The following is a 14,338-nucleotide window of genomic DNA, read 5'->3' on the forward strand; positions in this document are numbered from 1 at the left end:
ACCGTGAGAGTCTGAAGTAGTACTGAAGTACGACAATTTCGGGGAGGACGCTTCCGTGGAGGACGAGCACGCCGACCGCGTCTACGTCCCGGGGACGAGCCCCACGCCGCCCGACCGCGACGTGGAGCCGTTCTGGGAGGAGGAGGTGGAGGCACCCGTGCACGGCCGGCCGGTGCCGCATCAGGCGCCGCCCCCCGTTCCGCTGCCGGGCCCGCAGGGCGTGACCGGCCCGCAGGCCGTCTACCGCCCCGACCGCCCGGTGCCCGTGCCGCCCCCGCAAGCCATCCCGGTGCCGCCCCAGCCGGCCACCGCGACGCAGCACGCCACCGCGACGCAGCAGGCCGCCGCGACACCGCCGGCCACCGGGACACCGCCGGGCACCGCGACACCGCCGGCTACCGCGACACCGCCGGCCACCGGGACACCGCCGGCCACCGCCGCCACGCCGATCCCGCCGGCCGCGCAGTTCCCACCGGCAACGCCGTCAGCACCGGCAACGCCGATCCCGCCGGCCACCCACATCCCGCCCGCCACCCACATCCCGCCGGCCCCGATGCCACCGGCCACCCATATCCCGGTGCCGCGACCGCCCACGGCCTCGACGCCCGCCACCGCGCCGGTCTCCGCCGAACCATCCCCGGAGCCGACCTCGGGTTCGGGCGTGCACGACAATCCGGATTCGCCCTGGTCACAGCCTCCGCACCGGGCCACCGCCGAGGCACCGACCGGCGAGACCCCACCGGCGCGCGCCACCGCTTCCGTCTCGGTGCCCGGCATCGTCCGCCCGGAAGAGATGCCACCGGCCCCGCACGGCCCGACACCGCAATCCCCGGCCCCGCACGGCCCGACACCGCAGTCACCGGCGCCCGAGCCGTCCAACGGCGCGATCTACCGCCCGGCCCCGCCGCCCCAAACTCCGCAGCAGGGCCCTCCGCAGACCCCGCCGCACGTCCCCGCACAGCACAACCCACCGCAGCCATACCCGCCGCAGCAGGTCCCGCCGCATCCATATCCGCCACAGCACAACCCGGCGCAGCCCTACCCGCCGCAACCCAATCCGGCCCAGCCATACCCGCCGCAACCCAACCCGGCCCAGCATCACCCCGGGACCCCGCCCGGCCCGTACCCCCCGGCCATGGTCCCGCCGCAAGCCCACGCTCCCGCCCAGCCCGCACCGCCGCAGGCGCCCGCGCCCGGCCAGCCCTCGGCCGATCCGTTCGCCGACCTCCCGTGGGTCTCCGACGGCACCCCCACCGCCGAGGAGTTCGCGCGCCGCCGGCTGGCCAAGCCGGCCGAGCCGACCGCCACCATGGGCGCGCGAGCGATGCTCAACAAGACCGCGCTGGGCCTGGTCAAGCTGGCCCCGGGCAAGCGCGAGCAGGAATACAAGCAGGACGTCGAGATGGTCCGCCGCAACTTCGGCGGACTGCGCCAGGTCACCGTGGTCAACCCCAAGGGCGGCGCCGGCAAGACCGTGGCGGTGCTGCTGCTGGCCATGACGTTCGGCCAGAAGCGCGGCGGGTACGTGCTGGCCTGGGACAACAACGAGACCCAGGGCACCCTCGGCATGCGCGCCCAGCAGGACTTCCACGCCCGCACGGTCCGCGACATGATGCGCGACCTGCACCTGTTCCGTGGCTCGCACGGCCGGGTGGGCGACCTCTCGCAGTACGTCCGCGCCCAGGGCGAGGGCATGTTCGACGTGCTCGCCTCCGACGAGTCCGCGACCGCCGGCGAGATGCTGACCGCCTCGGCGTTCGGCGAGATCCGCGAGATCGTCAGCCGCTTCTACAAGCTGATCTTCGTGGACACCGGCAACAACGTGCGGGCGCAGAACTGGCAAGCGGCGACCGACGCCACCGACCAGCTGGTGATCAGCATGTCGGCGCGAAACGACTCGGCCGAGACCGCCGCCCGGATGCTCGACCACCTCGAGCAGAGCGGCCGTCAGCGGCTGGTGCGTCAGGCGGTCACGGTCGTCTCGCTGCCGCCGACCCGCAAGGACATCGACCTCCCCGCGATCCAGCGGCATTTCGCCGCGCGCACCCGGGCGGTGCTGATGGCGCCGTACGAGAAGCTCATCGACTCCGGTGAGCCGATCCGGTACGGCCAGCTGTCGGCCAACACCAAGGATGCCTGGTTGAAGATCGCCGCCGCGGTGGCCGAGGGCCTGTGACGCGGCGGCGATCCTGAGCGGACGACAAACGGCAATCGACAAACGGCGGGCGGCGGGCGGCGGGCGGCTCAGGTCAGGGCGTCGGCCGCGGCCGGGTCGCTGTCGCGGAGGAACTGGGCGCAGCGGGCCGCCTCGTCGGCCTCGCCGATCTCGGCGGCGGCCTGCGACAGGCTGTGCAGGCAGCGCAGGAAGCCCTGGTTAGGGGCGTGTGACCAGGGCACCGGCCCGTGCCCCTTCCACCCGTTGCGGCGCAGGGCGTCCAGGCCGCGGTGATATCCGGTGCGGGCGTAGGCGTAGGCGGTGACGGGCTCGCCGGCCGCGAGTGCGTCGGCGGCGAGGGCGGCCCAGCCACCGCTGAATGCCGGGTGGGCGGCCGCGACCGCCTTGTAGGCCTCGGTGGTGCCGGTCTCGGCGGCCTTGGCCAGCGCGTTTTCGGCCTCGGCGTCGGCGGGCAGCAGCGTGGCCGGCGGCTCGGGAAGCAGATTCTGCATGACTTCATTCAACCGGCCGCATGGGCATGAATTCCCGGCGGGGGATCAATCCCACACATCTGCCAGGCGAGCCAGTCTGTCCCCGTACTCAATCTGGTTTTGCCAGGCCGAAGGCCATGCATTGAGCCCGAGTGACGCACCCGCGAAAGCCCCGGCGAGGCAGGCGATCGAGTCGGAGTCCCCCGAGGACGCCGCACCCCGCGCGAGCACCGCGACCGGTTCGTCCGGCGAGATCAGGTAGCAGTAGAGGGCCGTGGCCAGCGCTTCCTCCGCGATCCATCCCTCTCCGGTCGCCCGGCACGGATCGCCGGTGAAGTCTCCGGCCGCGAGCGCGCGCTCGACGCGATCCAGCGCCGCCAGGCATTCGTCCCATCCCCGCGCGATGAAGTCCTCGGGTTCGGCGATGCCCGGCTGCTGCCAGAGATCGCCGAGCCAATCGCCTCGGTAGATCCGGCGCTGCCGGCGGCAGCGATCCCGGAGGGCGGCGAGCAGATCGTCCGGGTCCAGGCCGTTTCGGAGCCAATTGCAGGCGTACGCCGTCAGCTCGCTCGCCGCGAGGCCCGTCGGATGCCCGTGCGTGAGCCCGGCCTGAAGCTGGGCCGCGCCGGCCCGTTGATCGTCGCTCAGCCCCGGCATCAGCCCGACCGGCGTGACCCGCATGTTCGCGCCGCAGCCCTTGGACCCGGCCTCGGTGGCCCGCTGCCAGGGCCGCCCGTCGGAGAGCGCCGCGCACGCCCGCAGGCAGGTCATCCCGGGCGCCCGGTTGTTGTCGGGGCTGGCTGCCCACTCCAGGAAGGCCTGCCGCAGCACCGGTTCGAGCGCCTCCGGGGTGATCGACGGCGCCGCCAGCAACGACTCACCCACCGCGAGCGCCATCTGGGTGTCGTCCGTGACCAGCGCCGGCCACCCGGTCAGCTCGCGCGGCCCGCCCGGCCCGTAGGTCGCCACGATCGTCGCGTAGTCCTGGAACTCGGTCGGCTTGCCGAGCGCGTCCCCGTACGCCAAGCCATAGAGCGATCCCGCCACGTTTCGCACGGTGGCTACCCTACGTGTGTGCCCGGAGATCCACTGCACCCCGTTCTCGGCGGGGACATCCCGTTCGACGCCAGCCCGCTCGAGGTCGAGTCGCGCGCCGAGTTCGATGCCCACCTCGCCCGGCGGTCGCTGGCCGGGCTGGTGATCCTCGGGTTGCGGCTCGACGTGGACCCGCCCGACTTCGCCGGCGTCGATGTCAAGGGCGCGCTGTTCGTCGGCTGCCACCTGGTGGGCCCCGATGTGGAGATCGACCTGATCCGCCGCGGCGCCCACTTGGTGCCGCCGTTCGACGCGCGGCCGTATCCCACGCATCCCGCCACCCTCTACACCCCCGAGGACCTGTCGTTCGGCTTCGCCCACGAGGGCTTCGCCGGCATGTACGACACCCTGGTTTACCAGCACTTCATCGAGCACGGCGGCGCCGGTCCGGACATCCGCGAGGCCCTGGCCCAGCGGCTGCACGACGCCGGCATCGACAACGCCCTCGGCAAGGCCCTCGGCGCCTGGTCGGCGACCCACCAGGCCAAGGCCGCCGTCGGCATCATGGGCGGCCACGCGGCGCCGCGCGGCTCGGCCGCCTACCGGATGGCCGCGACGCTGGCCTGGCGACTCGCCTCGGTCGGCCGCCTGATCGTGACCGGCGGCGGCCCCGGCGTCATGGAGGCGGCCAACCTCGGCGCCTACTTCGCCGCCCGCCCGGCCGGCCAGCTCTCGGCCGCGATCGACCGGCTCTCGGCCGCCCCGCATTTCACCGACCACGACCCGTACACGGCCGCCGCGCTCGCCGTGCGCGCCGCCTATCCGACCCCGGCGACCGCGGCGTCCGATGTGGTCGGCAAGCTGCGCCACGGCGGCCTGGCCCTGCCCACCTGGCTGTACGGCCACGAGCCGGCCAACCTGTTCGCCGGCCAGATCGGCAAGTATTTCTCGAACGCCGTCCGCGAGGACTCGATCCTGCGCCTCTCCCGCGGCGGCATCGTCTTCGCCCCCGGCTGGGCCGGCACGGTGCAGGAGATCTTCCAGGCCGCGACCAAGACCTTCTACCAGACCGACGGCCCGTCCGGCGCTTTCGTCTTCCTGGGCGTCGACCACTGGCGCGAGCTGCCGGTCGAGGCCCTGCTGCGCCCACTGCTGGCCAAGTCACCGCACGGCGACCAGTCCAACCTGATCGTCGTCACCGATTCCCTGGACGTCGCGATGGCGGCCCTTTCCCGCTGACTTGCCGACTTACTGTCCCGAGCGGACACGAACTCATCAGCGCTGCGTCGCGCCCGCCCCTACGCCCACCCCACCCCGGCACTGGGTGGGGCTCAGTAGACCAGCCGCCTCCGACATTTTCGAGCGGCTGTCCACAGCCGGGGGAATGCGTTGCGGTGATTGAGCTGGGCTCGCCGTGGCCCGGCACGCGTATGGCCCAGGCAACCACCTCGTGCCCGGGCCATGGAATCAGGCGATGTGCACGCGCCGCCAGTTCGTTGCGGGCAGCTCGGACTCCGGGACGTCGTCGAGGCCGTTCTCGTCCATCGCGTTGTAGACGGCCAGCCGCGCGCCCTCGAAGAGGAACTCGATCGCGTGCAGGATCCGCGGCCGCCACTCGGCGACCGTGATCAGCTCGATCACGTTCACCGCCCGGAGGATTCGCCCGCGCGCGTGCCGCAGCGCCGCGTGCGGGTCGGGCCGCCAGTCGAAGTGCTCGTACCAGTCGACCGGCTGATTCAGGTCGATCTGGTCCCACGTGATCGCGCACTCGTCGAACTTACGGTGCGTGATCTCCACATGGGTTATGCCGAAGTCGAGGACCACCGGGCCGTCGGCGAACCAGCCGCGCTCGGCCATGTCCCACATGAGCCAGCCGGATCGCAGCTTCCGCCCGATGATCCGCACGAATCTGGTGCGGTGCACCGCCGCGAGGGCCTCCGCGTCGTGGTGCCACGCGGGTTCGTAACCCTCGATACCGAGCACGATCAAGATCCTCCGGGGGTCGGGGGACGATCGTACACATACCTGTGAGTAACCCGCCAAGACGAACGCGGCCGGTACCCGCTAACGGGTGCCGGCCGCGTTCGTCAGAAGAGAAGCGATTACTTCGAGAGCGTGGTGCCGGTCGAGCGGAGGTTCTCGCAGGCCTCGACGACGCGCTTGGCCAGGCCGTTCTCGGCGAGCTTGCCCCAGGCACGCGGGTCGTACGCCTTCTTGTTGCCGACCTCGCCGTCGATCTTCAGGACGCCGTCGTAGTTCTTCATCACGTGGTCGACGACCGGGCGGGTGAAGGCGTACTGCGTGTCGGTGTCGATGTTCATCTTGACCACGCCGTAGTCGAGGGCGCCGTGGATCTCCGAGAGCAGCGAGCCGGAACCGCCGTGGAAGACCAGGTCGAACGGCTTCTCCTTGCCGTACTTGGCGCCGACCGCGTCCTGGATCTCCTTGAGGATCTCGGGACGCAGCTTGACGTTGCCCGGCTTGTAGACGCCGTGCACGTTGCCGAAGGTCAGGGCGGTCATGTACCGGCCCTTCTCGCCCAGGCCGAGCGCCGCCGCGGTGGCCAGGCCGTCCTCGACGGTCGAGTACAGCTTGTCGTTGATCTCGTGGGCGACGCCGTCCTCCTCGCCGCCCACGACGCCGACCTCGATCTCGAGGATGATGTGCGCGGCCGCGGCGTCCTTGAGGAGATCCTCGGCGATCTGCAGGTTTTCGTCGACCGGCACGGCCGAGCCGTCCCACATGTGCGACTGGAACAGCGGCGCCCGGCCGTTGGCGACCCGCTCCTTGCTGATCGCCAGCAGCGGCCGGACGTACTTGTCCAGCTTGTCCTTGGGGCAGTGGTCGGTGTGCAGCGCGACGTTGATCGGGTAGTTCTTGGCCACCTCGTACGCGAACTCGGCGAGGGCGACCGCGCCGGTGACCATGCTCTTCACCGTCGGGCCGGAGACGTACTCGGCGCCGCCGGTGCTGATCTGGATGATGCCGTCGCTGCCGGCCTCGGTGAAGCCCTGCAGGGCCGCGTTGAGGGTCTGCGAGGACGTCACGTTGATCGCCGGGTAGGCGAACGCGCCGGCCTTGGCGCGGTCGAGCATCTCGGCGTAGACCTCGGGAGAAGCGATGGGCATCGGTGCGCTCCTAGCTCAATTGCGGATGCGAGACAGAGGGCAGGACCGCGCTGTCCTCCTCTGCGCAGTATTCCGCAGTCGTCCGGACGAGGGGAAACCGCCCCGAAACTTGGCCGGTTTGCGGGCATGCTGGAGGGGAACCGGCCAAAGGACACAGAGAGGAGCGCGAGATGACGTACCCGGACGACGACATCGACCTGGAGGCGCCGGAGGCGGATGCCGCCGAGCAGGCCACGACCGCGCGCCTCGAGGAGGGCGACGACGAGCCGATCCCGGCCGTGGACGACGAGACCCCGGAGTGGGACGCCCAGGAGCAGCAGCGGGTGGTGGAGCTGGAGGACGACTACCGCTGACAAATCAGTCGCCCTAACGGGCGCGGCCGTCTGATCATGTGAGACGTGCTGCTCACCGTGACGACCACCCACGCGCCCGCGACCGACCTCGGCTATCTGCTGGTCAAGCACCCCGGCAAGGTGCATTCGTTCGACGTGCCCACCGGCACGGCGTACGTGATGTACCCGGAGGCGACCGAGGCCCGGTGCACCGCGGCGCTGCTGCTGGACGTCGATCCACAGCGGCTGCGGGCCCAGCGCGACGCGTTCGATCTGGGTCAGTACGTCAACGACCGCCCGTACGCGGCCTCCAGCCTGCTCGCCGCCGCGCTGGCCAAGGTCTTCCGCAGCGCCCTGCGCGGCGCCTCGAAGGACCGGCCCGAGCTCGCCGCGGCGGCTATCCCGCTGGAGGTCCGCGTGCCGCTGCTGCGCGGCACCGCCGACCTGGCCACCCGCCTGTTCGAGCCGCTCGGCTGGGCGGTGACGGCCGAGCCGATCCCGCTCGAGCCGGAGATCGGCGGCGAGAGCCGCTACCTCGACCTGGGCCTTTCCGGCACGCTGCGTCTCGCGGACGCCCTCAATCACCTGTACGTGCTGCTGCCCGTCCTCGACGACGCCAAGCACTACTGGGTGGCACCCGACGAGATCGAGAAGCTGCTGCGCTCGGGCGAGGGCTGGCTCGCCGGGCACCCGTCGAAGGTGCTGATCGCGCGGCGGTACCTGGCGCATCGAAAGGCGCTGGCCGATTCCGCGCTGCGCCGGCTGGAGATCGACGAGCCGGTCAAAGAGGAGGAGGACGAGCTCCCCGTCGCCCGCAAGGCGTCGCTGGCCGAGCAGCGTCGCGACGCGGTGCTGACGGCGCTGCACGACGTCGACGCGGCCCGGGTGCTCGACCTCGGCTGCGGCGGCGGGGCGCTGCTGACGGCCCTGGTCAAGGACCGGCGCTTCACCGAGATCGTCGGGTGTGACGTCTCGTCGCGGGCGCTCGATCAGGCCGCCCGCCGGCTGCGGCTGGACCGGCTGCCCGAGCGGCAGCGCGACCGCGTCAAGCTCCGGCAGTCGGCGCTGACCTATCGCGACGATCGGCTGCGCGGCTACGACGCCGCCGTGCTCATGGAGGTCATCGAGCACGTCGACCCACCCCGGCTGCCGGCCCTGGAGGCGAGCGTCTTCGGCCACGCGAAGCCGCGCGCGGTCATCGTGACCACGCCGAACGCCGAATACAACGTCCACTACGAAGGCCTGACCGGCATGCGCCACTCGGACCACCGCTTCGAATGGACCCGCGCCGAGTTCGAGCAGTGGGCCCGGAATGTCGCGAGCGACCGCGGCTACACGGTCTCGTTCCGTCCCGTCGGCGAGGCGCACGAGACGACCGGCGCACCGACCCAGATGGCGATCTTCGTAGGGAATGAGGCGGCATGATCGACGTACCGGAGCTCGCGCTCGTCGCGCTGGTCGGCATCTCCGGATCCGGCAAGTCGACCTTCGCTCGTGCCCACTTCAAGCCCACGCAGGTGCTGAGCTCGGACTACTTCCGCGGGCTGGTCGCCGATGACGAGAACGACCAAAGCGCGTCGGCCGAGGCCTTCGACGTGCTGCACTACGTGGCCGGCAAGCGCCTCGCCGCCGGCCGCCTCACCGTCGTCGACGCCACCAACCTGCAGCCGCACGCCCGGGCCGGCCTGGTCAAGGTGGCCCGGGAGCACGACGTGCTGCCGGTGGCGATCGTCCTCGACGTACCCGAAAGCCTGGCCTGGGAGCGCACCGAAGCCCGCCCGGACCGCACGTTCGGCCGGCCGGTGCTCACCCGCATGTACCGTGACCTGCGGCGCTCGCTCGGGTCGCTGACCCGCGAGGGCTTCCGCAAGGTGCACGTGCTGCGCGGGCCCGACGAGATCGCGGCCGCCGAGATCCGCTACGAGAAGCTGTTCAACGACAAGCGGGAGGTCACCGGCCCGTTCGACATCGTCGGCGACGTGCACGGCTGCCTGCCCGAGCTGCTGGCCCTGCTGGCCAAGCTCGGGTACGAGGTGGTGCGCGACGACGCGGGCCGCGCTGTCAACGCCGTACACGTGGATGGCCGGACCTTGATTTTCGTTGGTGACCTGGTCGACCGTGGTCCCGATTCCCCGGGCGTGCTGCGCCTGGTCATGGGCATGGTGGCGGCCGGCACCGCGATCTGTGTGCCGGGCAACCACGAGCAGAAGCTGGCCCGCAAGCTGAACGGGCGCAACGTGCAGCTCACCCACGGCCTGCCGGAGACCCTCGCGCAGCTGTCGCGGGAGCCCGCGGAGTTCGTCGGCGAGGTCAAGACCTTCATCGAAGGCCTGGTCAGCCACTACGTGCTCGACGGGGGCAAGCTGGTGGTCGCGCACGCCGGCCTCAAGGAGGCCTACCAGGGCCGGGCGTCCGGCCGGGTGCGTAGCTTCGCGCTCTACGGCGAGACGACCGGCGAGACCGACGAGTACGGCCTGCCGGTCCGTTACCCGTGGGCGCGCGACTACCGGGGCTCGGCCGCGGTCGTCTACGGCCACACCCCAACCACCAAGCCGGAGTGGATCAACAACACCATCTGCCTCGACACCGGCTGCGTCTTCGGCGGCGAGCTGACCGCGCTGCGCTGGCCGTCGCGCGAGCTGGTGGCGGTGCCGGCGGCGCGCGAGCACTACGCGCCGGTTCGTCCGCTGGCCGCCGCTTCGCGGGCGGAAAAGCCCGACGAGGGCCTGGACATCGCGGACGTGACGGGCCGTCGGCATATCGATTACGCGTACGGGCGGACCACCGTCGCCGCCGAGAACGCGGCCGCGGCGCTGGAGGTGATGAGCCGGTTCGCCCTCGACCCGGCCACGCTCGTGTGGCTGCCGCCGACCATGGCGCCCTGTTCGACCGCCACGGTGGAGGGCTACCTCGAGCACCCGTCCACCGCGCTGGCCGACATGCGGGCCGCCGGGGTCTCCCGCGTGGTGTGCGAGGAGAAGCACATGGGCTCGCGGGCCGTGGTCCGGGTCTCGCGCACGGGCGCGGGCGACGCGATCTGGACCCGCACGGGCCGGCCGTTCTTCGGCCCGGCGCTGGATGGGCCGCTGCTCGCCCGGGTGCGGGCGGCCGCGACGCCGCTCTTCGACGAGCTCGGCACCGACTGGTTGCTGGTCGACACCGAGCTGCTGCCCTGGTCGGCGAAGGCCGGCGGGCTGATCCGGGAGCGGTACGCCGGGGTCGGCGCCGCCGGGCGGCACGCGCTGCCGGCCGCCCGCGCGGTGCTCGATCAGGTCGCGGCCCGCGGGCTGGACGTCACGGCGCTGCGGGACCGGATCGAGCTGCGCTCCTCCGAGATCGACGGCTACTCCGCGGCCTACCGTGCCTACGTGAAGCCGACCGACGGCCTCACCGGCATCACGCTGGCTCCGTTCGCAGTGCTGGCCGGCGCCGGCGTCTCGTACGCGTCGAAGGACCACGGCTGGCACCTGGCGCAAGCGGACCGCCTGGTCGCGGCCGACCCATCGCTGTTCACGACCACCCGGCGCTTGGTCGTCGACCTGAGCGACCCGGCGGGAGAGGCCGAGGCGATCGACTGGTGGCTCGCGCTCACCGCCGCCGGCGGCGAGGGGATGGTGGTCAAGCCGTACGCGGGGCTCGCCGTCACCGACGACAAGGGGCGGCTGGTGCAGCCGGGCGTGAAGTGCCGCGGGCGGGAGTACCTGCGGATCATCTACGGTCCCGAGTACACCCGACCCGAGCAGCTCGCCGGCCTGCGCCGGCGCAACCTCGGCCGCAAGCGCAACCTCGCGCTGCGCGAGCACGGGCTCGGGCTCGCGGCGCTCGACCGGCTGGCCGAGGGCGCCCCGGTGTGGCGGGTGCACGAGTTGGTGTTCGCGATCCTCGCCGCGGAATCGGAGCCGGTCGACCCGCGTCTCTGAGCCGTTTCCACAGGAGTTGTACAGGTACCGGCTACCCAACGGCCGGTACCCTGCTCCTCGTGGACATCCGCGCGCTGACCGAGCAGCTTGCCCTCAACCCGTTGGACCCGCAGGAACTGATTCACACCTTCGGTCTCATCGGCGTTATCGCGATCATGTTCGCCGAGACCGGCCTGCTGGTCGGCTTCTTCTTCCCCGGCGACTCGCTGCTGTTCCTGGCCGGCGTGGCATCCTCCCCGGTTGCCGACTCGATCTTCGGGGCGAACAGCCGCATCTCGTTCGCCGCCCTGCTGATCGGCGCGCCGATCGCCGCCATCGCCGGCGCGCAGCTGGGCCACTGGCTGGGCGCGCGCTACGGCCGCCGGATGTTCGACAAGCCCGACTCCAAGCTCTTCAAGAAGGAGTACGTGGAGAAGGCGGAGTATTACTTCGAGAAGTTCGGCCCCGCCAAGGCCGTGGTGCTCGCGCGCTTCATCCCGATCGTCCGCACGTTCCTCAACCCGGTGGCCGGCACCCTCGGCATGCCGGCCCGCCAGTTCTTCGTGTGGAACGTGGTGGGCGCGGTCCTCTGGACCGACGGCATCCTGATCATCGGCCACCTGCTGGCCCAGCAGATCTACGACGCCATCGGCGACAAGATCGACCACTACATCCTGCCGGTGGTCGCGCTGATCGTGCTGATCTCGGTGCTGCCGATCGCCATCGAGATGCTCCGCGAGCGGCGGCACAAGAAGAACGCTCCCGCCGCGACCGGCCCCGAGCCGTCCGCGGCCATCGGCGTCGTGGCGGCCGCCAGCATCGCCGGCATAGTCGAGTCGATCCACGACGACGAGGACGAGGACAAGCCGCGCACGCCGCCGCGGTCACACCGCCGCCACTGATCCGTTTAGCCTCCTTGAGGATCGCCCTGGCCCGCGGGGTGTGCTGAGGACCGGCGCGTGCCGACCGTTCATGGTGATCCGCGCTTGCCGCCCGTTTGCGGCTATTCGCGCACGCCGTCCGTTATGGCCACCCGCGCTTGCCGCCCGTTGTGGCCACCCACGGTTGCCCTCCGTTTGACCCATCCCGCCGCGCCGCCCGTTACGGCCATCAGTGCAGCGCGTTCCTTACGGCCAATCGGTGCCTGCCGCGTCTGGCGGTGGCTTCCGCCTTCGTTTGCCGCTCGGGGCATCGTGGGATCCGCCGGTCGGCGCGACAGCCCCCACCGCGTTCACCGGTAGGCGCGACAGCCCCAATGCGTCCACCCAAACACTCCCGACCGTCGACACTCTCCGGACCGCCGACACTCTCCGGACCGCCGACACTCTCCGGACCGCCCACCCGGTCTCCGGCCACCCCTGCTCCGGACCGCCCACCCGGTCTCCGGCCACCCCTGCTCCGGACCGCCCACCCGGTCTTCGGCCACCCCTGCTCCGGACCACCGCGAGTCTCCGCGCGCCGGCGGGCTTCCCCGCCGGCGCGTCTCGTTTTTCGCGCTTGCCGGCCGCGCCACGAACCGCCCCCACCCGGTAGGGCGGGGCCAGTTAAGCAGGCGGGTACGACAGTTTTTCCTCGCTGTCCACAGGCGGAGCTAGACCCGCACGGCGGCGGAGCCGGACAGGCGGTCCAGGAACTCCTCGGGGCAGTCGCGCAGGTTTTCCAGGCGGCCGGCGGCGAGGGCTCGGTAGGTCAGCTGAGCGGCCTCTTCGAGGTTGCGGGCGCGCTTGTGGGCCAGCTCGACCGAGTCGCCCATGACCACGCAGCCGTGGTGGCTCAGCACGAGGCAGTCGGTGCCGTCGGCGGCCATGGCCGCGGTGAGCGCCGCGATCTCGGGTCCGCCCGGCAGCCGGAACGGCACCGTGGAGACCCGCCGCAGGTAGAAGGCGTGGTCGGTGGTGACGATCCGGATGTGCTCGCCGAGCGCGTCGAGCAGCAGGGCGGTCTGAGGGTGCAGGTGGATGACGGCGTTGACGTCGGGCCGCGCCCGGTACAACGCCAGGTGCAGGGCGATCTCGCTGGTCGGCTCGAGTCGCGACGGGGGCATGGCGCCCACCGAGGTGGGTTCTCCGTCGGCGACGCGTACCGAGGCGAACGTGGCCCGGCTGAGCCGATCGAGCCAGGTGCCGGACGCGGTCACCCAGATCGCGTCCTCGTCCGGAATCCGCGCGGACAGGTTGCCGCCGGATCCGACGACCAGGCCGGCCTGGACCACGTCGTAGCCCACGTGCGTGAGCTGGTCACGCAGATCACCCGGAACGTAGTTCATCCGTAACTCCTCTGGTCCGGGGGTGGACTGAGGGGCGGAGGACTTCTGCCTGGCGCCACGCCCCCATAGCGGTGGCGCCAGGCTTTCCCGCTGGTCGCTAGTGGTCAGCGCGCCTTCTTGGTGGCCCGCTTGCGGGGCGGGGTCAGAAGGTCGGCGATGGTCGCGATGGCGGTCGGCACCAGGCGGTAATACGCCCACACACCGCGCTTCTCGCGCTCGAGGAGGCCGGCCTCCGTCAGGATCCGCAGGTGGTGGCTCACGGTCGGCTGCGACAGGCCCAGGGGGGCCGTCAGGTCGCAGACGCACGCCTCGCCGTCCGTCGCGGACTGGATGAGGCTCAGCAGCCGCAGCCGGGCCGGGTCGGCGAGTGCCTTCAGCACTCCCGCCAGCCGCTCGGCGTCGGCACGTTCAATAGGCTCGCCGGCAAGCGGCGAGATCTGAGGCATTGTCATTTCCGCCAACGCAGTTCCCACGATCTCCATCCTTCCACCAACTGCATCGATTCTCCTGCATGTGCGCAGGAACGAACCGGCTAACTTTCAGGCCGTAAGGCCGATATCGATCACCTTGTTGGTCGATCGCGGGAGGGCCTCCCGATCGAGCTTTACGCGGTACCGACTTCGGTCTCTGCCTCCTGCAACGCCTCAGCCGCCGTCTGGTCGCTGCCCGTGCGTGTCGGGCTCTCGATCCCCGCCCCCAGGGTGAGGAGCCCCACATTGTCAATTCTTCGATCCGATTCGGGTCGCCGATCCGTATTCAGAGAGGTACGCACCTGCCTCGCCGTCGTCATCTCGCCACACTGCGCGATCACTCGGCCGGGGCGGCCCGGCACGAGATGTTCACGACCCGATGAAAGCATGGCGCCACGCTCCGCGTCGGCTAATTCAGTGATGAATTTACGCAGGTCGTGGCGTGCTTCCATCCATCGAGCTTACTGGCTGAACGAAACAGGTACCTTTCGCCCCGCCGGGGCGGAAGGTGACTATTGACGCACGGCTTTGGCTCTATCTGAAAATAAACTTAACTATTACG

At 71.1% G+C, this 14,338-nt stretch carries 13 protein-coding genes; 6 read left to right on the forward strand and 7 right to left on the reverse strand.

Annotation, left to right across the window (positions count from 1 at the left end; translation table 11 throughout):
* Positions 1–55 precede the first annotated feature (55 nt).
* Positions 56–2,176 carry a MinD/ParA family ATP-binding protein gene (locus tag ACFQS1_RS28415; protein ID WP_378974147.1) on the forward strand — a complete coding sequence of 707 codons (2,121 nt, stop codon included), beginning with the start codon at positions 56–58 and terminating at the stop codon, positions 2,174–2,176.
* Positions 2,177–2,244: 68 nt separating this feature from the next.
* Here ACFQS1_RS28415 and ACFQS1_RS28420 read toward each other — a convergent pair whose 3' ends face one another.
* Complete coding sequence (locus tag ACFQS1_RS28420) at positions 2,245–2,667, reverse strand: DUF3151 domain-containing protein (protein WP_378974149.1); 423 nt, start codon at positions 2,665–2,667, stop codon at positions 2,245–2,247.
* A 45-nt stretch (positions 2,668–2,712) separates the two neighbouring features.
* Positions 2,713–3,702: an ADP-ribosylglycohydrolase family protein gene (locus ACFQS1_RS28425; protein ID WP_378974151.1), complete on the reverse strand. Its 990-nt coding sequence runs from the start codon at positions 3,700–3,702 to the stop codon at positions 2,713–2,715.
* An 18-nt stretch (positions 3,703–3,720) separates the two neighbouring features.
* On the opposite strand from ACFQS1_RS28425, the gene ACFQS1_RS28430 reads away from it, so the two are divergent.
* Positions 3,721–4,920, forward strand: a complete 1,200-nt coding sequence (locus tag ACFQS1_RS28430; RefSeq protein WP_378974153.1) for an LOG family protein — start codon at positions 3,721–3,723, stop codon at positions 4,918–4,920.
* 228 nt (positions 4,921–5,148) lie between these two features.
* Here the strand turns inward: ACFQS1_RS28430 and ACFQS1_RS28435 are convergent, their stop codons facing one another.
* Positions 5,149–5,664 (reverse strand): methyltransferase domain-containing protein, encoded by a 516-nt coding sequence (locus ACFQS1_RS28435; RefSeq protein ID WP_378974155.1) that lies wholly within the window; start codon positions 5,662–5,664, stop codon positions 5,149–5,151.
* A gap of 119 nt (positions 5,665–5,783) precedes the next feature.
* A complete protein-coding gene (gene fbaA, locus ACFQS1_RS28440) occupies positions 5,784–6,809 on the reverse strand; it encodes a class II fructose-bisphosphate aldolase (RefSeq protein ID WP_378974157.1) in 1,026 nt (341 codons plus the stop codon).
* Positions 6,810–6,979: 170 nt separating this feature from the next.
* Here fbaA and ACFQS1_RS28445 point away from each other — a divergent pair, with 170 nt between their 5' ends.
* From ACFQS1_RS28445 to ACFQS1_RS28460, 4 genes are read left to right on the forward strand one after another with little or no spacing between them, the layout of a single operon-like run.
* Positions 6,980–7,162, forward strand: coding sequence for a hypothetical protein (locus ACFQS1_RS28445; RefSeq protein WP_378974159.1), 183 nt, complete (start codon positions 6,980–6,982; stop codon positions 7,160–7,162).
* Between the two features lie 45 nt (positions 7,163–7,207).
* Positions 7,208–8,566, forward strand: a complete 1,359-nt coding sequence (locus tag ACFQS1_RS28450) for a 3' terminal RNA ribose 2'-O-methyltransferase Hen1 (protein ID WP_378974162.1) — start codon at positions 7,208–7,210, stop codon at positions 8,564–8,566.
* A complete protein-coding gene (locus ACFQS1_RS28455; protein ID WP_378974164.1) occupies positions 8,563–11,061 on the forward strand; it encodes a polynucleotide kinase-phosphatase in 2,499 nt (832 codons plus the stop codon). Before ACFQS1_RS28450 ends, ACFQS1_RS28455 begins: the two co-directional genes overlap by 4 nt.
* A 59-nt stretch (positions 11,062–11,120) precedes the next feature.
* Positions 11,121–11,942, forward strand: coding sequence for a DedA family protein (locus ACFQS1_RS28460; RefSeq protein ID WP_378974166.1), 822 nt, complete (start codon positions 11,121–11,123; stop codon positions 11,940–11,942).
* Positions 11,943–12,631: 689 nt separating this feature from the next.
* Here the strand turns inward: ACFQS1_RS28460 and ACFQS1_RS28465 are convergent.
* The 3 genes from ACFQS1_RS28465 to ACFQS1_RS28475 all read right to left on the reverse strand — a co-directional run bounded on the left by ACFQS1_RS28465 (position 12,632) and on the right by ACFQS1_RS28475 (position 14,228).
* Positions 12,632–13,306, reverse strand: a complete 675-nt coding sequence (locus ACFQS1_RS28465) for a class II aldolase/adducin family protein (RefSeq protein WP_378974169.1) — start codon at positions 13,304–13,306, stop codon at positions 12,632–12,634.
* Between the two features lie 104 nt (positions 13,307–13,410).
* On the reverse strand, positions 13,411–13,788 hold the full coding sequence (locus ACFQS1_RS28470) for an ArsR/SmtB family transcription factor (protein ID WP_014440216.1): 378 nt from the start codon (positions 13,786–13,788) through the stop codon (positions 13,411–13,413).
* A gap of 122 nt (positions 13,789–13,910) precedes the next feature.
* Complete coding sequence (locus tag ACFQS1_RS28475; RefSeq protein ID WP_378974172.1) at positions 13,911–14,228, reverse strand: hypothetical protein; 318 nt, start codon at positions 14,226–14,228, stop codon at positions 13,911–13,913.
* Positions 14,229–14,338: the final 110 nt, after the last annotated feature.

This window comes from Paractinoplanes rhizophilus (assembly GCF_042664765.1).
GTDB classification, from domain to species: Bacteria; Actinomycetota; Actinomycetes; order Mycobacteriales; family Micromonosporaceae; genus Actinoplanes; species Actinoplanes rhizophilus.